At 53.6% G+C, this 21040-nt stretch carries 21 protein-coding genes; 18 read left to right on the forward strand and 3 right to left on the reverse strand.

Annotated features, from left to right (window positions below):
* Nucleotides 1-1087: 1087 nt before the first annotated feature.
* From glaH to csiR, 6 genes are all read left to right on the forward strand, one after another.
* Nucleotides 1088-2065 carry a glutarate dioxygenase GlaH gene (gene glaH, locus HVY19_RS15945; RefSeq protein WP_181681469.1) on the forward strand — a complete coding sequence of 326 codons (978 nt, stop codon included), beginning with the start codon at nucleotides 1088-1090 and terminating at the stop codon, nucleotides 2063-2065.
* Between the two features lie 17 nt (nucleotides 2066-2082).
* Nucleotides 2083-3357, forward strand: a complete 1275-nt coding sequence (gene lhgO, locus HVY19_RS15950; protein ID WP_181681470.1) for an L-2-hydroxyglutarate oxidase — start codon at nucleotides 2083-2085, stop codon at nucleotides 3355-3357.
* Between the two features lie 14 nt (nucleotides 3358-3371).
* Nucleotides 3372-4820 (forward strand): NADP-dependent succinate-semialdehyde dehydrogenase, encoded by a 1449-nt coding sequence (gene gabD / locus HVY19_RS15955; RefSeq protein ID WP_181681471.1) that lies wholly within the window; start codon nucleotides 3372-3374, stop codon nucleotides 4818-4820.
* Between the two features lie 26 nt (nucleotides 4821-4846).
* Nucleotides 4847-6130 carry a 4-aminobutyrate--2-oxoglutarate transaminase gene (gene gabT / locus HVY19_RS15960; RefSeq protein WP_181681472.1) on the forward strand — a complete coding sequence of 428 codons (1284 nt, stop codon included), beginning with the start codon at nucleotides 4847-4849 and terminating at the stop codon, nucleotides 6128-6130.
* A 126-nt stretch (nucleotides 6131-6256) separates the two neighbouring features.
* The gene (gene gabP, locus HVY19_RS15965) at nucleotides 6257-7657 is read left to right on the forward strand and encodes a GABA permease (RefSeq protein ID WP_181681473.1); all 1401 of its coding nucleotides are present in this window, start codon (nucleotides 6257-6259) and stop codon (nucleotides 7655-7657) included.
* 45 nt (nucleotides 7658-7702) lie between these two features.
* The gene (gene csiR, locus HVY19_RS15970; RefSeq protein ID WP_181681474.1) at nucleotides 7703-8395 is read left to right on the forward strand and encodes a DNA-binding transcriptional regulator CsiR; all 693 of its coding nucleotides are present in this window, start codon (nucleotides 7703-7705) and stop codon (nucleotides 8393-8395) included.
* Between the two features lie 6 nt (nucleotides 8396-8401).
* Here the strand turns inward: csiR and lysM are convergent, their stop codons facing one another.
* Nucleotides 8402-8851: a peptidoglycan-binding protein LysM gene (lysM, locus tag HVY19_RS15975; protein WP_181681475.1), complete on the reverse strand. Its 450-nt coding sequence runs from the start codon at nucleotides 8849-8851 to the stop codon at nucleotides 8402-8404.
* Nucleotides 8852-9060: 209 nt separating this feature from the next.
* On the opposite strand from lysM, the gene HVY19_RS15980 reads away from it, so the two are divergent.
* From HVY19_RS15980 to alaE, 3 genes are all read left to right on the forward strand, one after another.
* Complete coding sequence (locus HVY19_RS15980; RefSeq protein ID WP_181681476.1) at nucleotides 9061-9360, forward strand: metalloregulator ArsR/SmtB family transcription factor; 300 nt, start codon at nucleotides 9061-9063, stop codon at nucleotides 9358-9360.
* A 9-nt stretch (nucleotides 9361-9369) separates the two neighbouring features.
* The gene (locus HVY19_RS15985; protein WP_181681477.1) at nucleotides 9370-9894 is read left to right on the forward strand and encodes a rhodanese family protein; all 525 of its coding nucleotides are present in this window, start codon (nucleotides 9370-9372) and stop codon (nucleotides 9892-9894) included.
* Nucleotides 9895-10214: 320 nt separating this feature from the next.
* On the forward strand, nucleotides 10215-10664 hold the full coding sequence (gene alaE, locus HVY19_RS15990) for an L-alanine exporter AlaE (protein ID WP_181681478.1): 450 nt from the start codon (nucleotides 10215-10217) through the stop codon (nucleotides 10662-10664).
* Nucleotides 10665-10698: 34 nt separating this feature from the next.
* On the opposite strand, the gene HVY19_RS15995 is transcribed toward alaE, so the two are convergent.
* The gene (locus tag HVY19_RS15995) at nucleotides 10699-11043 is read right to left on the reverse strand and encodes a DUF2002 family protein (protein WP_181681479.1); all 345 of its coding nucleotides are present in this window, start codon (nucleotides 11041-11043) and stop codon (nucleotides 10699-10701) included.
* Between the two features lie 162 nt (nucleotides 11044-11205).
* Between HVY19_RS15995 and HVY19_RS16000 the strand changes: the two genes are divergently transcribed.
* Nucleotides 11206-11532, forward strand: a complete 327-nt coding sequence (locus tag HVY19_RS16000) for a DUF883 domain-containing protein (protein WP_181681480.1) — start codon at nucleotides 11206-11208, stop codon at nucleotides 11530-11532.
* Between the two features lie 34 nt (nucleotides 11533-11566).
* Here the strand turns inward: HVY19_RS16000 and HVY19_RS16005 are convergent, their stop codons facing one another.
* On the reverse strand, nucleotides 11567-12910 hold the full coding sequence (locus HVY19_RS16005; protein WP_181684305.1) for a PLP-dependent aminotransferase family protein: 1344 nt from the start codon (nucleotides 12908-12910) through the stop codon (nucleotides 11567-11569).
* Nucleotides 12911-13002: 92 nt separating this feature from the next.
* On the opposite strand from HVY19_RS16005, the gene HVY19_RS16010 reads away from it, so the two are divergent.
* The 8 genes from HVY19_RS16010 to proX all read left to right on the forward strand — a co-directional run bounded on the left by HVY19_RS16010 (nucleotide 13003) and on the right by proX (nucleotide 21032).
* Complete coding sequence (locus HVY19_RS16010) at nucleotides 13003-13434, forward strand: carboxymuconolactone decarboxylase family protein (protein ID WP_181681481.1); 432 nt, start codon at nucleotides 13003-13005, stop codon at nucleotides 13432-13434.
* A gap of 232 nt (nucleotides 13435-13666) precedes the next feature.
* Nucleotides 13667-13912, forward strand: a complete 246-nt coding sequence (nrdH, locus tag HVY19_RS16015; protein WP_181681482.1) for a glutaredoxin-like protein NrdH — start codon at nucleotides 13667-13669, stop codon at nucleotides 13910-13912.
* Nucleotides 13909-14319: a class Ib ribonucleoside-diphosphate reductase assembly flavoprotein NrdI gene (gene nrdI, locus HVY19_RS16020; RefSeq protein ID WP_181681483.1), complete on the forward strand. Its 411-nt coding sequence runs from the start codon at nucleotides 13909-13911 to the stop codon at nucleotides 14317-14319. Before nrdH ends, nrdI begins: the two co-directional genes overlap by 4 nt.
* Entirely contained in the window at nucleotides 14292-16436 is a 2145-nt protein-coding gene (nrdE, locus tag HVY19_RS16025; protein ID WP_181681484.1) for a class 1b ribonucleoside-diphosphate reductase subunit alpha, read from the forward strand. The genes nrdI and nrdE overlap by 28 nt, the downstream gene beginning before the upstream one ends.
* A 10-nt stretch (nucleotides 16437-16446) precedes the next feature.
* Nucleotides 16447-17406 carry a class 1b ribonucleoside-diphosphate reductase subunit beta gene (gene nrdF, locus HVY19_RS16030; protein WP_181681485.1) on the forward strand — a complete coding sequence of 320 codons (960 nt, stop codon included), beginning with the start codon at nucleotides 16447-16449 and terminating at the stop codon, nucleotides 17404-17406.
* Nucleotides 17407-17761: 355 nt separating this feature from the next.
* Nucleotides 17762-18964 carry a glycine betaine/L-proline ABC transporter ATP-binding protein ProV gene (gene proV / locus HVY19_RS16035; RefSeq protein WP_181681486.1) on the forward strand — a complete coding sequence of 401 codons (1203 nt, stop codon included), beginning with the start codon at nucleotides 17762-17764 and terminating at the stop codon, nucleotides 18962-18964.
* The gene (gene proW, locus HVY19_RS16040) at nucleotides 18957-20027 is read left to right on the forward strand and encodes a glycine betaine/L-proline ABC transporter permease ProW (RefSeq protein WP_181681487.1); all 1071 of its coding nucleotides are present in this window, start codon (nucleotides 18957-18959) and stop codon (nucleotides 20025-20027) included. The genes proV and proW overlap by 8 nt, the downstream gene beginning before the upstream one ends.
* 9 nt (nucleotides 20028-20036) lie before the next feature.
* The gene (gene proX, locus HVY19_RS16045) at nucleotides 20037-21032 is read left to right on the forward strand and encodes a glycine betaine/L-proline ABC transporter substrate-binding protein ProX (RefSeq protein WP_181681488.1); all 996 of its coding nucleotides are present in this window, start codon (nucleotides 20037-20039) and stop codon (nucleotides 21030-21032) included.
* Nucleotides 21033-21040 lie beyond the last annotated feature (8 nt).

Genomic DNA, 21040 nt, shown 5'->3' on the forward strand with positions numbered 1-21040 from the left:
AAGTGACCTCAGTCATATTATTGACTGTTGATAAATTTCTTTTTCCACCTGGCAGTTCTGAACAAACCTGGAATACTTTGAGGACTTCATTCCATATAACGCGATAAATAATGTTCATAATAAATGCTCGTTATCAGATAAAATGTTTATACGTGGTGTAATAGTTTTTAATACGCAAACACAGGATCGATAAACTTCCCTCGTCTGAGAATGGGAAACAGAAAGCCGCTCCGTCGAAATGACGAAATCAAGTTGATTTAATGAGATAATTAAAATACGCAGATACTGTTACATAACGACTCCGCCAATAACATTTGTGAGTTCTTATTTATTGCTCACATTTAGAGGTACTTCCCGTCAGGGATGCCTTCTGCTATCACAGGTAATGCAGATTACCTATGGTCATTGTTGTTTTAATTTATTAAGAGTTTTCTCGCCTATCCATTGCGGATAGTTTGTTTGGTTATCATCCCTTACATCATTCATGGACGCAGTTTTGCACCGGCCCCAAAACATGTCAATACGCGCCATGACTATTAGCACGGCCATTAATACCCGGCAAAAATTATTAGTGTGAATAAAATCCTGGTGCGTTTTTTTATTAATGATGATTTATTGCACGTTGTGCTACATCATCCACCGAAAAATAAAGATATTTAGATTGCGAGATAAGATTTTTATTAATTTTTCCGGTTCGAAAACGTGCTTTTAAAAAGCACTTTTTGATATAGCGATTTAACAATTAACAGGCATTCAGAAACTATCCCTTTGTTATTTAATTAATTTTTACTGGTGGTGAAAGTTCTTATTTAGCAACGCTTTCGCGAGGGCCGATTAAGATTCGCAGCACTAAATCATCGCAAACAATTTTCCCTCGGTTTATCAAACAGTCACACCTTTTTCCTTATGTTTTCACCCATTTATCCCTGCTCTTTATAATGTTAAATATTTGTTGCTTTTGATCACAAAAAACAAACAAAAGTCGTATTTTGTCCGCGATTTCTAAAAATGTAGATATTTTTAATTTATGGCTACGAAATGAGCATCGCCATGTCTCCCTGACCATCTACTGAGAGGATCGATTCTGATGAATGCACTGACTGCCGTAAAACCGAATGTTGAGGATGCTGGCTCCCACCACAGCGGGTTCACGCTGAAACCTTCTGCGCAATCCCCGCGTCTTCTGGAGCTGACCTTCTCCGCCCAGACGACAGAACAGTTTATCCAGCAAGTCGTGCAGTGGCCGGTTCAGGCGCTGGAGTACAAATCGTTCCTGCGCTTCAAAGTGGGCAAAATCCTCGACGATCTATGCGGCAATCAGCTACAGCCGCTGCTACTGAAAACGCTGTTGAACCGCGCTGAAGGCGCACTGCTGATCAATGCGGAAGGCGTCAACGACGTAACGCAGGCAGATGAGATGGTCAAGCTGGCGACGGCGGTAGCGCATCTGATAGGACGTTCCAACTTCGACGCCATGAGCGGTCAGTACTATGCACGCTTTGTGGTGAAAAATGTCGATAACTCAGACAGCTACCTGCGCCAGCCGCACCGCGTGATGGAACTGCACAACGACGGCACCTATGTCGAAGAGATCACCGACTATGTGCTGATGATGAAGATCGACGAGCAGAATATGACCGGTGGTAATTCACTGCTGTTGCACCTCGACGACTGGGAACACCTGGAGACGTATTTCTCTCATCCGCTGGCGCGACGCCCGATGCGCTTTGCGGCACCGCCGAGCAAAAATGTCAGCCACGATGTGTTCCATCCGGTATTTGACGTTGACCAACAGGGTCGCCCCGTCATGCGCTATATCGATCAGTTCGTCCAGCCGAAGGACTTTGAAGAAGGCGTCTGGTTAAGTGACCTTTCCGATGCGCTGGAAACCAGCAAAAGCATCCTCTCTGTGCCGGTTCCGGTAGGCAAATTCCTGCTGATCAACAACCTGTTCTGGCTGCACGGTCGCGATCGCTTTACCTCTCATCCAGACCTGCGCCGCGAGCTGATGCGCCAGCGCGGCTACTTCGCTTATGCCTCCAACCATTACCAGACGCATCAGTAAGCGTGAAGGAACAGCGGATGTATGACTTTGTGATTATTGGCGGCGGCATTATCGGCATGTCGACCGCCATGCAGCTGATTGACGTCTATCCTGAGGCGCGAATTGCGCTGCTGGAAAAAGAGTCCGGCCCGGCCTGCCATCAGACGGGCCACAACAGCGGCGTGATCCACGCTGGCGTCTATTACACGCCCGGCAGCCTGAAGGCGAAGTTTTGCCTCGCGGGAAATCGCGCCACCAAAGACTTTTGCGATCAAAACGGTATCCGCTACGACAGCTGCGGGAAAATGCTGGTCGCCACCTCGGCGCTGGAGATGGAGCGCATGCGCGCGCTGTGGGATCGTACCGCCGCTAACGGACTGGAGCGCGAGTGGCTGAACGCCGACGAGCTGCGCGAACGCGAGCCAAACATCACCGGGCTTGGCAGCATTTTTGTCCCTTCCAGCGGCATCGTCAGCTACCGCGACGTAACGGCAGCGATGGCGAACATCTTCCAGGCCAGAGGCGGTGAAATTGTGTATAACGCCGAGGTCAGCGCCCTGAAAGAACATGCGTCGGGCGTAGTCGTTCGCACGCATCAGGGGGAGGAGTTTGAAGGCGCGACGCTGATTAGCTGCTCTGGACTGATGGCCGACCGACTGGTGAAAATGCTCGGCATCGAACCGGGTTTTATCATCTGTCCGTTCCGGGGCGAATACTTCCGACTTGCGCCACAGCACAACCAGATCGTGAACCATCTGATCTACCCTATTCCCGACCCGGCAATGCCGTTTCTCGGGGTTCATCTTACCCGGATGATCGACGGCAGCGTGACGGTTGGACCTAACGCGGTGCTGGCGTTCAAACGTGAAGGCTACCGTAAGCGCGACTTCTCGCTGGCCGACACGCTGGAGATCTTAGGTTCTTCCGGCATCCGTCGCGTGTTGCAGAACAACCTGCGATCCGGGCTTGGCGAGATGAAAAATTCGCTGTGTAAAAGCGGCTATCTGCGGCTGGTGCAAAAGTACTGCCCGAGCCTGACGCTCAGCGATCTGCAACCGTGGCCTGCGGGGGTACGCGCACAGGCGGTATCTCCTGACGGCAAACTGATCGACGATTTTCTGTTCGTCACTACTCCGAGAACAATTCACACCTGTAATGCGCCCTCTCCGGCGGCAACGTCGGCAATCCCCATCGGTGCGCATATCGTCAGCAAGGTTCAGACGCTGCTGGCAAACCAGAGCAATCCCGGACGCACGCTACGTGCGGCACGTAGCGCGGACACCTTACACGCCGCCTTTTCCGATAACGTTTAAGACAGGAAGCCACCATGCAACTTAACGATCCCACTTTGTTTCATCAGCAGGCGCTGATCGACGGCCTCTGGCGTGATGCTCACAGCGGCGAGGTGATTGCGGTGACGAATCCCGCGAACGGCCAGACGCTGGGCAGCGTGCCGAAAATGGGCACGGAGGAAACCCGTGAAGCCATTGAAGCCGCCAACCGCGCACTGCCGGCCTGGCGCGCCCTCACCGCCAAAGAGCGGGCAAATATTCTGCGCCGCTGGTTCAACCTGATGCTGGAGCATCAGGACGATCTCGCCCATCTGATGACGCTGGAACAGGGTAAACCGCTGGCGGAAGCCCGCGGTGAAATCAGCTACGCCGCGTCCTTTATTGAATGGTTTGCCGAAGAGGGCAAACGCATTTATGGCGACACCATTCCCGGTCATCAGGCCGATAAGCGTCTGATCGTGATTAAGCAGCCGATTGGCGTGACGGCGGCGATTACGCCGTGGAATTTCCCCTCGGCAATGATCACCCGCAAAGCCGGCCCGGCACTGGCGGCGGGCTGCACAATGGTGCTTAAACCGGCCAGCCAGACACCGTTTTCCGCACTGGCGCTGGCGGAGCTGGCCAACCGTGCCGGTATACCCGCAGGCGTATTCAGCGTGGTGACGGGGTCCGCGAGCGCCGTGGGTAACGAACTGACCAGCAACCTACTGGTGCGCAAATTGTCATTCACCGGCTCGACGGAGATTGGCCGCCAACTAATGGAACAGTGCGCGAAAGACATCAAGAAAGTGTCGCTGGAACTGGGCGGCAACGCGCCGTTTATCGTTTTTGACGACGCCGATCTCGATAAAGCCGTTGAAGGCGCGCTGGCATCCAAGTTCCGCAACGCCGGGCAGACCTGCGTCTGCGCTAATCGCCTGTACGTTCAGGACGGCGTTTACGATCGGTTTGCCGAGAAGCTTCAGCAGGCGGTGAACAAATTGCAGCCAGGCGATGGCCTGAACCCAGAGGTCACCACCGGCCCCCTGATCGATGAAAAAGCGGTGGCTAAAGTGCAGGAACATATTGCCGACGCGCTGGAAAAAGGCGCACGCGTCATCACCGGCGGCAAACCCCATGCGCTGGGTGGCAATTTCTTCCAGCCGACCATTCTGGTTGACGTGCCGGGTAACGCAAAAGTCGCCAAAGAAGAGACTTTCGGCCCGCTGGCACCGCTGTTCCGTTTTACCGATGAGGCTGACGTCATCACGCAAGCCAACGACACTGAGTTTGGGCTGGCGGCCTACTTCTACGCCCGTGACCTGAGCCGCGTATTTCGCGTTGGTGAAGCGCTGGAGTACGGCATCGTCGGCATAAACACCGGCATCATCTCGAACGAAGTCGCGCCGTTTGGCGGAATTAAAGCCTCCGGACTTGGTCGCGAAGGTTCGAAGTACGGCATCGAAGATTATTTAGAAATCAAATACATGTGCATTGGCCTTTAAAACAAAAAATGACTGGAGAACACCTGATGAGCACCAATAAAGAATTAATGCAGCGTCGCAGCAATGCCGTGCCCCGTGGCGTAGGTCAGATCCACCCGATATTTGCCGAGCGCGCGGAAAACTGCCGGGTCTGGGACGTTGAGGGCCGGGAGTTTCTCGATTTTGCGGGCGGTATTGCGGTGCTGAATACCGGACACCTGCATCCGCAAATTGTCTCAGCGGTGGAAGCACAGCTGAAAAAGCTGTCGCATACCTGCTTCCAGGTGCTGGCCTATGAGCCGTACCTGGAACTGTGCGAAATTATGAACAAAAAGGTGCCGGGAAACTTCGACAAGAAAACGCTGTTGGTCACCACCGGTTCTGAAGCCGTCGAAAATGCGGTCAAAATTGCCCGCGCGGCGACGAAACGCACGGGCACCATCGCCTTCAGCGGTGCTTATCACGGCCGCACCCACTACACCCTGTCGCTGACCGGCAAAGTAAACCCTTATTCTGCCGGAATGGGGCTAATGCCGGGTCACGTCTATCGCGCGCTGTATCCGTGCGCGCTGCACGGCATTAGCGATGACGATGCCATCGCCAGTATTCACCGCATCTTCAAAAACGATGCTGCGCCGGAAGATATTGCCGCCATCGTTATCGAACCGGTTCAGGGCGAGGGCGGGTTCTACTCCGCTTCACCTGCCTTTATGCAGCGCCTGCGCGAAATGTGCGATGAGCACGGGATCATGCTGATTGCCGACGAAGTGCAGAGCGGTGCAGGTCGTACCGGCACGCTGTTTGCGATGGAGCAGATGGGCGTTGCGCCGGATCTCACCACCTTTGCGAAATCAATCGCCGGGGGCTTCCCGCTGGCGGGCGTGACAGGGCGCGCGGAGGTGATGGATGCTATTCCTCCGGGCGGGCTGGGCGGCACCTATGCCGGTAACCCGATTGCCTGCGCTGCCGCGCTGGCGGTACTCAACATTTTCGAGCAGGAGAACCTGCTGCAAAAAGCCAACGATCTCGGCAAAACCCTGCGTGACGGTCTGCTGGCGATTGCTGAAACGCACCGCGAGATTGGCGACGTGCGCGGTCTGGGCGCAATGATCGCCATCGAACTGTTCGAAGACGGCGACCACACTAAACCGGACGCCAAATTAACCGCCGAGATTGTGGCGCGCGCCCGCGATAAGGGGCTGATTTTGCTCTCCTGCGGCCCCTACTACAACGTGCTGCGAATCCTTGTGCCGCTCACCATTGAAGACGCGCAAATCCGCCAGGGGCTGGACATCATCGCCGAGTGTTTTGCCGAGGCGAAGCAGAGGTAATTGCAGGCCGGACAGGGCGCATGCGCCGCCGTCCGGCAATGTTGCGATGCCCGGTAACACGCCGCTTACCGGGCCGATGGGTAAGGTCATCTCCAACGGCTTCAATAACAATAACGGGGTAAATCTATGGGGCAAATGTCGCAATCACATGATTTAGGAGGCGGGCTGAAATCCCGCCACGTCACCATGTTGTCTATTGCCGGTGTTATCGGCGCAAGTCTGTTTGTCGGCTCAAGCGTAGCCATTGCCCAGGCCGGGCCTGCGGTGATCCTGGCCTATCTGTTTGCCGGGCTACTGGTAGTGATGATTATGCGAATGCTGGCCGAAATGGCCGTCGCCACACCGGACACCGGCTCCTTTTCAACTTACGCGGATAAAGCCATTGGCCGTTGGGCAGGTTATACCATCGGCTGGCTGTACTGGTGGTTTTGGGTATTGGTGATCCCGCTCGAAGCGAATATCGCAGCCATCATTTTAAATTCCTGGGTTCCCGGCGTCCCGATATGGCTGTTTTCGTTAGTCATTACGCTGGCGTTAACCGGCAGTAATTTGCTGAGCGTCAAAAACTACGGTGAGTTTGAGTTCTGGCTGGCGCTGTGCAAAGTGATTGCTATCCTTGCGTTTATTGCCCTGGGCGCGGCGGCGATTAGCGGTTTTTATCCCTACGCTGAAGTCAGCGGAATTTCACGCTTATGGGATCACGGTGGCTTCATGCCGAACGGCTTTGGCGCGGTGCTGAGCGCAATGCTGATCACGATGTTCTCGTTTATGGGGGCGGAAATTGTCACCATCGCCGCAGCGGAATCCGACACGCCGGATAAACACATCGTTCGCGCCACCAACTCGGTGATCTGGCGTATTTCTATCTTCTATTTATGCTCAATCTTTGTGGTCGTCGCGCTGATCCCGTGGAATATGCCAGGGCTGAAAGAGGTGGGCTCTTATCGCTCGGTGCTGGAACTGCTGAACATCCCACACGCGAAGTTGATTATGGACTGTGTGATCCTGCTGTCAGTCACCAGTTGCCTGAACTCGGCGTTGTATACCGCATCGAGAATGCTCTATTCTCTGAGCCGTCGCGGTGATGCCCCCGCCGTGATGGGCAAAACCAACCGCAGCAAAACGCCCTACGTCGCCGTTCTCCTCTCTACCGGCGCGGCGTTTTTGACCGTGGTCGTCAACTATTACGCTCCGGCAAAAGTATTTAAGTTTTTGATCGACAGTTCCGGTGCCATCGCCCTGCTGGTCTATCTGGTGATTGCCGTTTCCCAACTGCGGATGCGGAAAATCCTGCTGGCGGAAGGCGGCGAGATCAAGCTGAAAATGTGGCTTTATCCATGGCTGACCTGGCTGGTAATCGGCTTTATTAGCTTTGTGCTGATTGTGATGCTCTTTCGCCCGGCGCAACAGCTGGAAGTCATATCCACTGCCCTGTTAGGACTGGGGATCATTTGCACGGTCCCGATTATGTCGCGCTGGAAAAAACTGGTATTGTGGCAAAAGACACCATTACAAAATACCCGTTAGTTTATTTCCCGGCTCAGGCCGGGAACTCTGTTCAGGAGTAAGACCATGACCGCCATTTCTCATCCGACGGCCATAGATGGATACCGCTGGCTTAAAAACGATATTATTCGCGGTGTTTATCAGCCTGACGAAAAGCTGCGTATGAGCTTATTAACCTCGCGCTATGCGCTTGGCGTTGGGCCGCTCAGAGAGGCGCTCTCGCAACTGGTGGCGGAGCATTTGGTCACGGTGGTGAATCAAAAAGGGTATCGGGTAGCGTCCATGTCGGAACAGGAGTTGCTCGATATTTTCGACGCCCGTGCCAATATGGAAGCCATGCTGGTCGGGCTGGCTATCGAGCGCGGCGGTGACGAATGGGAAGCAGAGATCCTCGCCCGCGCCCATCTGCTCAGTAAACTCGAGGCCAGCGACGCCAGCGAACATATGCTGGATGAGTGGGACCTGCGCCATCAGGCATTTCATACCGCCATCGTCGCCGGTTGTGGTTCCAATTATCTGCTGCAAATGCGCGAGCGTCTTTTCGATCTCGCGGCACGCTATCGGTTTATCTGGCTGCGTGAAACGGTGCTGTCCGTTGAAATGCTGGAGGATAAACACATTCAGCATCAGACGTTGACGGAGGCAATTCTGGCGCGCGATGCGCTACGCGCCAGCGAATTAATGCGCCAGCATCTGTTAACGCCGATTCCTATCATTCAACAGGCCATGTCCGGCAAACTGCTGGCGCAAAAGTCCTGAAACTCATCACTCTTCCGGAATACGCAGAACCTGGCCGGGATAAATTTTATCCGGGCTTTTCAGCATCGGCTTATTCGCTTCAAAGATTTTGTTATACAGATTGGCGTTACCGTAAACCTGTTTCGAAATTGCGCTTAAGGTATCGCCAGATTTGACCGTATAGAACTGGCTCTCTGTTGCGGGAGTTGCGGTTTTCACCTGATCTTCCACGCTTCCGATCCCCGCGATGTTCCCCACCGCAATGAGGATTTTTTCTTTTGCTTCCTGGCTTAATCCGTCACCGGAAACGGTCGCTTTGCCGTCGACGATTTGAACATTCACTTTATCAGAATCCGGAATACCCGTTTTAGACAGGTGATCCTGGACCTTCTTTGCTAAATCTTCTTTCTCGTGATTGCCGGTCACCGCATCCCAAAGCTTTTCCCCGGCGTCTTTAACAAAGTTGAAAATACCCATATTCACCTCAGCAGTTGAATGTATACCCACACGAAGTGTAGCAAAAGGGATGCAATTGAATAGACGCCGTGCTGACCGGGAAGAATGAATCGGATAAATCACCACGTTGTGGACCAACGTCTTTCCCCTTGACCCTTTATCTACTCGCGCTGGAAATGATCTGTTATTTAGTTTAGAATTTACTTAATTTAGCAAATACTAAAATTATTATGAATGAACTCGAACAACTACAGGCCAGCGCCGGACAGGCGGCGGTGCTGCTGAAAGCGATGAGTCACCCGAAGCGACTGCTGATTTTATGCATGCTTTGCGGTTCGCCCGGCACCAGCGCGGGCGAACTGGCGCGCGCAACGGGACTTAGCCCCTCCGCCACCTCACAGCACCTGGCGCGGATGCGCGAAGAGGGACTTATCGACAGTCAGAGAGATGCCCAGCGCATTCTCTACTCCATTAAAAACGCGGCAGTGAATGCGATTATTGCCACATTGAAAACCGTTTATTGTCCATAAGGAGGCAGTATGACCATCGGGACGATCTCCCCGCGCGATGCGCTGTTACGTATTGAGCAGGGTGCCAGACTGATAGATATTCGCGACGCCGATGAATACCTGCATGAGCATATTCCGCAGGCAGAGCTGGCCCCGCTTCCGGCGCTGGAACAGGGCGGCTTACCAGAAAAGCTCAGAGGCGAGCAGATTATTTTTCACTGTCAGTCCGGGAAACGTACGCAAAACAATGCGGCAAAACTGCAGGCCGCGGCGGCACCTGCCGACGTCTGGCTGCTGGAAGGCGGTATTGAGGGCTGGAAAGCTGCGGGTTTGCCGGTAGCAGAAGATAAGTCACAGCCGCTGCCGTTGATGCGTCAGGTGCAAATTGCAGCAGGCGGGCTGACCCTGCTTGGCGTCTTGCTGGGTTACAGCGTCAGCAGCGGTTTTTTCCTGTTGAGCGGTTTCGTGGGTGCAGGACTGATGTTTGCCGGAATTAGCGGATTCTGCGGCATGGCTCGCCTACTCGAAATCATGCCATGGAATCGCCGAACGTAATCTTTAAGTGAAATAAACCCTCAGCGGTGAGTGATTGCTCGCCGCGTTATTTTCCTCGCCTCTCTCCTTTTTCTCCTAAAATAACCAAGAGATTGATTTTTATAGGGTTATCTATTAAGGAAAACGAAAACTCCGCGTCTCTCTCTTTTACCACACTTGCAGAGTATTTTATCGACAAAATGCGAAAAAATAAAAACATTACGCTAGTTGATAGTTTTAATGCAGAAATATAATCTATAAATCAGCAAAGGTACCACGCTAAAACACTAAAGCACGCAATTTTAGACCCCTTTTTCCCTTTCATATTAAGGAGCAGGAGCATGTTCTCACCGCAGTCACGCTTACGTCATGCCGTAGCAGACACGTTCGCGATGGTTGTTTATTGTTCAGTCGTGAACATGCTGATCGAAGTCTTCCTCTCAGGAATGACCTTTGAACAATCCCTCTCTTCCAGACTGGTTGCCATTCCGATCAACATCCTGATCGCCTGGCCATACGGCATGTATCGCGATCTCTTTATGAAAGCGTCGCGTAATGTGAGTCCTGCTGGATGGGCGAAAAACCTGGCTGACGTGCTGGCCTATGTGACCTTCCAGTCTCCGGTTTATGTGGCAATTTTGCTGACGGTCGGTGCCGACTGGCATCAGATTACGGCGGCAGTGAGTTCAAATATTGTGGTATCGATGATGATGGGGGCGGTCTATGGCTATTTTCTGGATTACTGCCGCCGCCTGTTTAAGGTCAGTCGTTACCAGCAGGTTAAAGCGTAAAACGAGTAAGCGACTGGCAACGCCAGTCGCCCCTTTAACTCGCCTCGCCGAACAGTCCGTTCAAATAGCGCTCAAGCGCAATACGCGAACTAAAGCCGTGGGGAATGCCGTAATGTTCGTGCGTCTCCCCGGCTAAATACAACGGAAAATTCTGGTAATGATCGCAGGTTTTAATATCTGTCGCGGGTTCGGCCAGCGAAGAGCTGCGTTCTTTTAACGTCGGATGAATCACCAGCGCAGTGCGTCCCATACGCGCTTCACGATTCACATAGACATAATTTTCGCCACGTCGATAGCCATAAGCTTTCTGCGTGACCACATCTACTGTAAATCCCACTTTTTCAAGTACGCGCGCCACCTCGTCAGGTCGTAAATACATATTTCTTCCTCGTTATCTTTTACAGCGGGCTTACCTTACCTGATTCAGCATTAGCAACGCTTTCAGAAAAGTCCATAAACGTAAAATGACACCGTGACGGCCCTCTGAAGTTTTAAATATGGACTAAACTGAAAAGCGACATCGAAATCACTGGAGGATCATATGTTTAATCGACCGAACCGAAACGACGTAGATGAAGGTGTGCAGGATATTCACAATGACGTCAATCAATTAGCGGATAGCCTGGAGGCTGTACTGAAGTCATGGGGAAGCGACGCGAAAGATGAAGCCGAAACGGCACGCCGTAAAGCGCAGGCCCTGTTGAAGGAGACTCGGGCACGTATGCACGGACGCACACGCGTTCAGCAGGCTGCCCGCGACGCCGTCGGTTGTGCCGATACCTTTGTGCGTGAAAAACCGTGGTGCAGCGTCGGTACAGCAGCGGCTGTGGGGATTTTCGTCGGGGCGCTGTTGAGCCTGCGTCGTTAACTGCGTGACATGCCGGATGGCGACGCGATGCGTCTTATCCGGCCTTCCCTATTGCTTGCCGTAGCCTCTTTGCTACCCGCTCCGCCATTTCAGCAGAGCTGATATTGGTAAACGACAGCAGCAGGCCCCCCTGACCGACAGAATTTATCCGCCATCGGCTGAGCGCCTGTACCGCCAGCCCTGCGCGATTGGCTTCCTCCACCAGAGCGACATCGTCCTCCTTAACGGCTATCACCAACTGAATGCCACCTTCCTGGGGCACCACCTGGAATCCCTGCATACGCAGCGCCGTCTCTGTCCATTGCCGTCGCTGCGCGTAGTGCTGACGCATTTTCTTCAGATGTCGCCAAAAATGGCCCTCGTGAATAAAATCCGCCAGCGTACGCTGCCAGAGTACCGGAACGCTACAGGCCATCCGTGCCGCCTGCTGGCGAAAGCGATCGACCTGGTTTATCGGTACCACCAGCCAGGCAGTGCGCAATGCGGGAAACAGCGATTTACTGAATGAACCCGCGTATATCACTCGCTGCGGTGCGTCGAGGCTCTTCAGTGGCGGCAGCGGCTTGCCGTGATAGCGAAATTCGCTGTCGTAATCATCTTCGATGATCCACGCCTGAGCGCTTGACGCCCACGCCAGAAGTTGATGTCGCCGGGATAACGACAGCGCCACGCCCAAAGGACTTTGATGAGCAGGGGTCAGAAGGGCAAAGCGGGCACTGGGATAGTCGCGAATGCCCGCCGCGACATCCAGGCCATCCTGATCGACTGCGACCGGAAGCAGCTTCACATTCTCCTGTTCTATTACCGGGCGGATCAGCGGAAAACCGGGGTCTTCTATCCACATGCCTTCGCCCGGTGCGGCCAGCGCACGCAGTGCAAGCGTCATCGAAGCCGCATAGCCGGAAGTAATAAAAACCTGCTCCGGCAGGCACTCGATACTGCGCGACACGCGCAGATAATCCACAATCGCCTGGCGCAGAATAGCTTCCCCACAGACGTCACCTAACGCCAGATCAAAACGACTCTGAGTGCGCAGTCGACGTCCCATCACCCGTGCCCACAACTCTCGCGGGAAGAGGTCGAGCGCGGGTAATCCCATCTGAAAGGGCTGAGGAACCGGATCTTCACCCCCCAAAAAAGCCGGCGTAACGGTGCGATGCTCCGGCGTTAATTGCCCGCTCACATACGTCCCCGCCTGCCCTTTTCTCACCAGCCAACCCTGAGCCACCAGTTCCGCATAGGCGTTTTCAACCGTGGAACGGGAAATCCCCAATTCCTGGGACCAGGTGCGGCTGGAAGGAAGCCTGGCCCCAGGCTTAAGCTCACCTTGTTCAATGGCGGTTTTCAATTGACGGGCAATTTGCAGGTAGCGCGGTATCATTATGGTCTGCTTTTTAAGTAAAAATATGGCCCTCTGAAGCAGTCCATTATAATGCTACATTGCGTGACATCAAAACGAGGAGAGATACCATGACGATGTTACGCCAGCCCTATTATGAGCTTAGTCCTGAAGTGTATAACGCCCTGGGTCAGGCAAAAAAAGCCCTGGAAAACAGTGCGCTTGATACCACGCTGATGGAACTGATTTACCTGCGGATTTCGCAGATTAATGGCTGCGCATTTTGCCTTGAGATGCACAGCAAGGCGCTGCGCAAAGCAGACGTGGCGCAAAGTAAACTGGACGCGCTGGCGGGCTGGCGGGTAAGCCACCATTTCAGTGCATCGGAACAGGCGGCGCTGGCGTGGGCAGAGTCAGTAACCGACATCGCCAGAACGCATGCCGAAGATGACGTTTACCTGCCGCTGCTCGAACACTTCAGCGCACGGGAGATCAGTGACCTGACCTTTGCCATCGGTCTGATGAACTGCTTCAACCGCCTCGCCGTCAGTATGCGGATGTAATGTTGTGCTGCCGGATGGCGGCGTCAACGCCTTTTCCGGCCTACGTTGTGCCTGTAGGCCCGATAAGCGTATGCGCCATCGGGCATTTTCCAAAAGCCACCCCTTATCGATTATTCCCATATCTTGTATGGTTGAAAGTTATTTCAACTACATCTAGTATTGTTTGTATCAGCACACACAATCCGACGCATCCTTTTGCGCCGTTCTTTAATCTGATGCGGAAATACGAATCATGCGCATTACTATTTACACTCGCAATAACTGTGTTCAGTGCCACGCCACGAAACGGGCAATGGAAAGCCGTGGTTTTGAATTTGAAATGGTAAACGTCGATCTGGTTCCCGACGCGGCCGAAACGCTACGCACTCAGGGCTTTCGGCAGTTGCCGGTGGTGATTGCGGGGGACATAAGCTGGTCGGGATTTCGCCCGGACATGATCAACCGTCTACATCCCGAACCCCGCGTGGCCAGCGCATGAGTCCGCTCGTCTACTTTTCCAGCAGCTCCGAAAATACGCACCGCTTTATGCTGCGTCTGGGGCTGCCCGCGATTCGCATTCCGCTCAACGAGCGCGAGCGCATTCAGGTAGACGAACCGTACATTCTGGTGGTCCCCTCTTATGGCGGCGGCGGGACGGCAGGTGCAGTGCCGCGTCAGGTGATCCGCTTTTTAAATGATGAACACAACCGGGCGTTAATTCGCGGCGTGATTGCCTCTGGCAACCGAAACTTCGGCGAGGCGTATGGCCGCGCAGGTGACGTGGTTGCACAGAAATGCGCCGTACCCTGGCTCTATCGTTTCGAGCTTATGGGAACACAACGCGATATCGACAACGTCCGCAAAGGAGTAAGCGAATTTTGGCAACGACAACCGCAGAGCGCGTAATGCAGGAAACGCTGGATTACCATGCGCTGAACGCCATGCTGAATCTGTACGATAAAGCAGGACGCATTCAGTTTGAGAAAGATCGCGAGGCGGTGGACGCCTTTTTCACCGCCCACGTTCGCCCCAATTCGGTGACCTTTGCCAGTCAGGAAGAACGTCTGACAACGCTGGTGCGCGACGGCTATTACGACGAAAGCGTTCTCGCCCGCTACGATCGCGCTTTCGTGGCGTCGCTTTTTGCTCATGCCCACGCCAGCGGTTTCCGATTCCAGACTTTCCTTGGCGCGTGGAAGTTCTATACCAGCTACACCCTGAAAACCTTTGATGGCAAACGGTATCTGGAAGATTTTCCTGACCGCGTGGTGATGGTGGCGCTGACGCTCGCCCAGGGAGATGAAGCCCTGGCGACCCAGCTTACTGATGAAATGCTGTCGGGCCGCTTCCAGCCTGCCACGCCAACCTTCCTGAACTGCGGAAAACAGCAGCGCGGCGAACTGGTTTCCTGCTTCCTCCTGCGTATTGAAGACAATATGGAGTCGATCGGTCGGGCGGTGAACTCGGCGCTGCAACTCTCTAAGCGCGGCGGCGGCGTCGCGTTTTTACTGTCGAACCTGCGTGAAGCCGGTGCGCCCATCAAGCGCATTGAGAACCAGTCCTCCGGTGTGATCCCGGTAATGAAGATGCTGGAAGACGCATTTTCGTATGCCAATCAGCTTGGCGCGCGTCAGGGTGCGGGCGCCGTGTATCTGCATGCGCATCACCCGGATATTCTGCGATTTCTCGATACCAAGCGCGAAAACGTCGATGAGAAAATCCGCATTAAAACGCTCTCGCTCGGCGTGGTGATCCCTGACATCACCTTCCGGCTGGCAAAAGAGAACGCGCAGATGGCGCTGTTTTCACCCTATGACGTTGAACGCCTTTACGGTAAACCCTTCGGTGATATTGCGATCACCGAACGTTATGACGAACTGGTCGCCGACCCGCGCGTGCGCAAAAAATATATTAACGCTCGCGATTTTTTCCAGACCCTGGCGGAAATTCAGTTCGAATCAGGCTACCCGTACATCATGTATGAGGACACGGTGAATCGCGCCAACCCCATCGCCGGGCGCATTAATATGAGTAACCTGTGCTCGGAAATTTTGCAGGTGAATAGCGCGTCTACTTTCGACGATAACCTAAATTACGTGCAGACCGGGCATGACATCTCCTGTAACCTCGGTTCGCTGAATATTGCCCACACCATGGATTCACCCGACTTTGGCCGCACGGTGGCGACTGCGATTCGCGGCCTGACGGCGGTTTCTGATATGAGCCATATCCGCAGCGTCCCCTCGATTGAAGCAGGCAATGCCGCCTCACACGCCATCGGCCTGGGGCAGATGAACCTACACGGCTATCTCGCACGAGAAGGCATCGCTTACGGGTCACCGGAAGGGCTGGACTTTACCAACCTCTATTTCTACACCATCACCTGGCATGCGCTGAACACCTCGATGCGATTAGCGCGCGAGCGCGGGAAGACCTTTGCCGGTTTTAAACAGTCGCGCTATGCCAGCGGCGACTACTTTACCCAGTATCTGGAAGACGACTGGCAGCCGAAAACAGAGAAAGTTCGCGCACTGTTCACCCGTAGCGGCATCACGCTGCCAACTCGAGAAATGTGGCAACAGCTACGTGACGATGTGATGCGTTATGGCATCTACAACCAGAATTTACAGGCGGTGCCTCCCACCGGGTCGATCTCCTACATCAATCATGCAACCTCCAGCATTCACCCCATTGTCTCGAAGGTGGAGATCCGCAAAGAGGGCAAAACCGGACGCGTGTATTACCCGGCGCCGTTTATGACCAACGACAATCTCGACATGTACCAGGACGCGTATGAAATCGGTGCGGAAAAAATCATTGATACCTACGCCGAAGCGACGCGTCATGTCGATCAGGGGTTGTCGCTGACGCTGTTTTTCCCTGATACCGCCACTACCCGCGATATCAACAAAGCGCAGATCTACGCGTGGCGCAAAGGGATTAAGTCGCTGTACTACATCCGGTTGCGCCAGTTGGCGCTGGAAGGCACTGAAATCGAAGGCTGCGTGTCATGCGCACTGTAAGGAGAGCGGTATGAAACTATCACGCGTGAGCGCGATTAACTGGAATAAGATCCAGGATGATAAAGATCTTGAAGTGTGGAATCGCCTGACCAGCAACTTCTGGCTACCGGAAAAAGTGCCGTTATCGAACGATATCCCGGCGTGGCAGAGCCTGAACGCTGCCGAACAGCAGCTCACCATCCGCGTCTTTACCGGACTGACGCTGCTCGACACAATTCAAAATATCAAAGGTGCGCCTTCGCTGATGGCGGATTCCCTGACGCCGCACGAAGAGGCCGTGCTCTCAAACATCAGCTTTATGGAAGCCGTACACGCCCGCTCATACAGTTCTATCTTCTCTACGCTGTGCCAGAGCAAAGATGTCGATGCCGCCTATGCCTGGAGTGAAGAAAACGCACCGTTGCAGCATAAGGCGCAAATTATCCTTACTCACTATGCCAGCGACGAGCCGCTGAAGAAGAAAATAGCCAGCGTGTTTCTGGAATCATTTCTGTTTTATTCCGGCTTCTGGCTGCCGATGTATTTCTCCAGTCGCGGTAAACTCACCAACACGGCCGATCTCATCCGCCTGATCATCCGTGATGAGGCGGTCCACGGTTACTACATTGGCTATAAGTACCAGAAAGGTCTGGAAAAATGCACTGAGTCTGAGCGTGAGGCGTTGAAGAACTTTGCCCTCGATCTACTGATTGATTTGTACGAAAACGAAGTTTCTTATACCGAAGCGCTGTACGCAGACACCGGCTGGGTAGAGGACGTCAACGCATTCCTCTGCTACAACACCAATAAAGCATTAATGAACCTGGGATACGAAGCGCTGTTCCCGGCGGAAATGGCAGAGGTGAATCCGGCGATACTTGCCGCGCTGTCGCCAAATGCCGACGAGAATCATGACTTTTTCTCCGGTTCGGGTTCGTCTTATGTAATGGGTAAAGCGGTCGAAACCAAAGATGAAGACTGGAATTTTTAACACCAATTTGTTAAGGAAATATCACCACAAACTTCAGGCTAATATTAAGGACTGATATCCTTTTTATCACACAAATATTTCAGGGTGTTCTACACTCAATAGCATTCATCATATTCGCCTGAATTCCTGAAATTCAGGCGCAATTCTGTTGGTATTTACAAAAAATATCACCCCACGCACATTCGCCTTCAGCCCTTATATCACAGGGAATTCCGACAATTCGCCTGAGTTATAATTCCCTGCATTCTGACATTCAGGGTTGTCTCAGATTCTCAGTATGTTAGGGTAGAAACAGGCCACTATTTCTATCAGGTAACATATCGACATAAATAAATAACAGGAACCTTTTTATTACATGGCAATTAAATTAGAAGTGAAGAATTTATATAAAATATTTGGAGAGCATCCGCAACGCGCCTTCAAATATATTGAAAAAGGACTTTCAAAAGAACACATTCTGGAAAAAACAGGGCTATCGCTTGGCGTTAAAGACGCCAGTCTGGCCATTGAAGAAGGCGAGATATTTGTCATCATGGGATTATCCGGTTCGGGTAAATCCACAATGGTACGCCTTCTCAATCGCCTGATTGAACCCACCCGCGGACAGGTACTGATCGACGGCATTGATATTGCAAAAATATCCGAGGCCGAGCTCCGCGAGGTGCGCAGAAAAAAGATTGCGATGGTCTTCCAGTCATTTGCGTTAATGCCGCATATGACCGTGCTGGATAATACCGCATTCGGCATGGAATTAGCGGGTGTTTCTGCGGATGAGCGCCGCGAAAAAGCGCTCGATGCCCTGCGTCAGGTCGGTCTGGAAAATTACGCTCACGGATACCCGGATGAACTTTCCGGCGGTATGCGTCAGCGTGTAGGTCTGGCCCGCGCATTAGCCATTAACCCTGATATCTTATTAATGGATGAAGCCTTTTCGGCACTCGATCCGTTAATTCGTACCGAGATGCAGGATGAACTGGTGAAATTGCAGGCGAAACATCAGCGCACGATTGTCTTTATTTCACACGACCTTGATGAAGCCATGCGCATTGGCGACCGTATCGCCATTATGCAAAATGGTGAGGTGGTGCAGGTCGGTACGCCGGATGAAATTCTGAATAATCCGGCGAATGATTATGTACGCACCTTCTTCCGGGGCGTCGATATTAGTCAGGTGTTTAGCGCCAAAGATATTGCCCGCCGAACCCCGAACGGCATTATTCGTAAAACGCCAGGATTTGGCCCCCGGTCGGCGTTGAAATTATTGCAGGACGAAGATCGGGAATATGGCTATGTCATTGAGCGCGGCAATAAGTACGTTGGCGTGGTCTCCATCGACTCCCTGAAAGCAGCGTTATCCCAGGCTCAGGGAATCGAAGGGGCGTTGATCGACGAACCGCTGGTCGTGGACGCACAAACTCCTCTTAGCGAACTGCTCTCCCACGTCGGGCAGGCACCCTGCGCGGTGCCAGTGGTGGATGAGGAACAGCAGTATGTCGGCATTATTTCAAAACGCATGCTGCTACAGGCTTTAGATCGCGAGGGGGCAAACAATGGCTGATCAATCAAATCCGTGGGATACCGCACCGGCGACCGACAACGCCGCACAAGCTGCTGATGCCTGGGGCACGCCTGCGGGCGCACCTGCCGATGGCGGTAGCGCCGACTGGCTGACCAGCGCACCCGCGCCGGCACCTGAGCATTTCAACATTCTCGATCCGTTTCATAAGACGCTGATCCCACTGGATAGCTGGGTGACCGAAGGGATCGACTGGGTGGTCACTCACTTCCGTCCGGTTTTCCAGGGCATTCGTGTCCCGGTGGATTACATCCTTAACGGCTTTCAGCAACTGCTGCTGGGGATGCCGTCGCCGGTAGCGATTATTATTTTTGCGCTGATCGCCTGGCAGATCTCCGGCGTCGGAATGGGCGTGGCGACGCTTGTTTCACTGATCGCCATTGGCGCGATTGGGGCCTGGTCACAGGCGATGATCACACTGGCGCTGGTGCTGACCGCCCTGCTGTTCTGTGTGATCATCGGTCTGCCAATGGGGATCTGGCTGGCGCGGAGTCCTCGGGCCGCCAAAATTGTGCGCCCGTTACTTGATGCCATGCAGACTACACCGGCGTTTGTGTATCTGGTGCCGATCGTCATGCTGTTCGGTATCGGCAACGTACCCGGTGTGGTCGTGACGATTATCTTTGCGCTACCGCCGATTGTGCGCCTGACCATTCTGGGGATAAACCAGGTACCGGCAGATCTCATCGAAGCGTCTCGTTCGTTCGGTGCCAGCCCGCGTCAAATGCTGTTTAAAGTTCAGCTCCCGCTGGCGATGCCAACCATCATGGCCGGTGTAAACCAGACGCTGATGCTCGCCCTTTCCATGGTGGTGATCGCCTCCATGATCGCCGTCGGCGGACTGGGTCAGATGGTACTGCGCGGCATTGGTCGTCTCGATATGGGTCTGGCCACCGTGGGTGGCGTCGGCATCGTGATCCTCGCCATTATTCTGGATCGCCTGACTCAGGCCGTAGGCCGCGACTCACGCAGCCGGGGCAACCGCCGTTGGTACACAACCGGTCCCGTCGGGCTTCTCACCCGCCCTTTCATGAAATCAAAATAAGGAACAACGATGCGACATAGCGTACTTTTTGCTACAGCGTTTGCCACCCTTGTCTCCACCAGCGCTTTCGCTGCAGACCTGCCGGGTAAAGGCATTACCGTACAGCCGATTCAAAGCACCATCACCGAAGAAACCTTCCAGACGCTGCTGGTCAGCCGCGCGCTGGAAAAACTGGGCTACACCGTGAACAAGCCGAGCGAAGTGGACTACAACGTCGCCTACACCTCGATTGCCTCTGGCGATGCCACTTTTACCGCCGTCAACTGGCAGCCGCTGCATGACGATATGTTTGCCGCTGCGGGCGGGGACAAAAAGTTCTACCGTGAAGGCACCTTTGTGACTGGCGCTGCTCAGGGTTACCTGATCGACAAAAAAACCGCTGAACAGTACAAAATCACCAATATTGCCCAGCTAAAAGACCCGAAAATCGCCAAAATCTTTGACACCAACGGCGACGGTAAAGCGGACATGATGGGCTGCTCGCCGGGCTGGGGCTGTGAAGCGGTGATTAACCATCAGAACAAAGCGTTTGATCTGGCAAAAACGGTTGAGGTGAGCCACGGAAATTACGCCGCGATGATGGCCGATACCATTACCCGCTTTAAGGAAGGCAAACCCATTCTGTACTACACCTGGACGCCGTACTGGGTAAGCGACGTGATGAAACCGGGTAAAGATGTGGTCTGGCTGCAGGTGCCGTTCTCCTCCCTGCCGGGCGAACAGAAAGATATCGATACCAAACTGCCGAACGGCGCGAACTATGGTTTCCCGGTGAATACCATGCATATCGTTGCCAACAAAGCCTGGGCGGAGAAAAACCCGGCGGCGGCGAAGCTGTTCTCGCTGATGAAACTGCCGCTGGCGGACATCAACGCGCAGAACGCGATGATGCATGACGGGAAAGCGTCAGAAGCGGACGTTCAGGGCCACGTTGATGGCTGGATCAAAGCCCACCAGCAGCAGTTCGACGGCTGGGTGAATGAGGCACTGGCCGCGCAGAAATAAAGCAGACC

Origin of the sequence: Citrobacter sp. RHB25-C09 (genome assembly GCF_013836145.1) — a bacterium.
Taxonomy (GTDB): domain Bacteria; phylum Pseudomonadota; class Gammaproteobacteria; order Enterobacterales; family Enterobacteriaceae; genus Citrobacter_A.

Bases quoted from the DNA above. Each gene is read 5' to 3' on its own strand.
- proV (WP_181681486.1), top strand. From the start codon at position 17,762: ATGGCAATTAAATTAGAAGTGAAGAATTTATATAAAATATTTGGAGAG.
- nrdI (WP_181681483.1), top strand. From the start codon at position 13,909: ATGAGTCCGCTCGTCTACTTTTCCAGCAGCTCCGAAAATACGCACCGC.
- HVY19_RS15985 (WP_181681477.1), top strand. From the start codon at position 9,370: ATGACCATCGGGACGATCTCCCCGCGCGATGCGCTGTTACGTATTGAG.
- HVY19_RS16010 (WP_181681481.1), top strand. From the start codon at position 13,003: ATGACGATGTTACGCCAGCCCTATTATGAGCTTAGTCCTGAAGTGTAT.
- gabT (WP_181681472.1), top strand. From the start codon at position 4,847: ATGAGCACCAATAAAGAATTAATGCAGCGTCGCAGCAATGCCGTGCCC.
- proX (WP_181681488.1), top strand. From the start codon at position 20,037: ATGCGACATAGCGTACTTTTTGCTACAGCGTTTGCCACCCTTGTCTCC.
- nrdH (WP_181681482.1), top strand. From the start codon at position 13,667: ATGCGCATTACTATTTACACTCGCAATAACTGTGTTCAGTGCCACGCC.
- HVY19_RS16000 (WP_181681480.1), top strand. From the start codon at position 11,206: ATGTTTAATCGACCGAACCGAAACGACGTAGATGAAGGTGTGCAGGAT.
- lysM (WP_181681475.1), bottom strand. From the start codon at position 8,851: ATGGGTATTTTCAACTTTGTTAAAGACGCCGGGGAAAAGCTTTGGGAT.
- nrdF (WP_181681485.1), top strand. From the start codon at position 16,447: ATGAAACTATCACGCGTGAGCGCGATTAACTGGAATAAGATCCAGGAT.
- alaE (WP_181681478.1), top strand. From the start codon at position 10,215: ATGTTCTCACCGCAGTCACGCTTACGTCATGCCGTAGCAGACACGTTC.
- glaH (WP_181681469.1), top strand. From the start codon at position 1,088: ATGAATGCACTGACTGCCGTAAAACCGAATGTTGAGGATGCTGGCTCC.
- proW (WP_181681487.1), top strand. From the start codon at position 18,957: ATGGCTGATCAATCAAATCCGTGGGATACCGCACCGGCGACCGACAAC.
- HVY19_RS15995 (WP_181681479.1), bottom strand. From the start codon at position 11,043: ATGTATTTACGACCTGACGAGGTGGCGCGCGTACTTGAAAAAGTGGGA.
- csiR (WP_181681474.1), top strand. From the start codon at position 7,703: ATGACCGCCATTTCTCATCCGACGGCCATAGATGGATACCGCTGGCTT.
- HVY19_RS15980 (WP_181681476.1), top strand. From the start codon at position 9,061: ATGAATGAACTCGAACAACTACAGGCCAGCGCCGGACAGGCGGCGGTG.
- gabD (WP_181681471.1), top strand. From the start codon at position 3,372: ATGCAACTTAACGATCCCACTTTGTTTCATCAGCAGGCGCTGATCGAC.
- lhgO (WP_181681470.1), top strand. From the start codon at position 2,083: ATGTATGACTTTGTGATTATTGGCGGCGGCATTATCGGCATGTCGACC.
- gabP (WP_181681473.1), top strand. From the start codon at position 6,257: ATGGGGCAAATGTCGCAATCACATGATTTAGGAGGCGGGCTGAAATCC.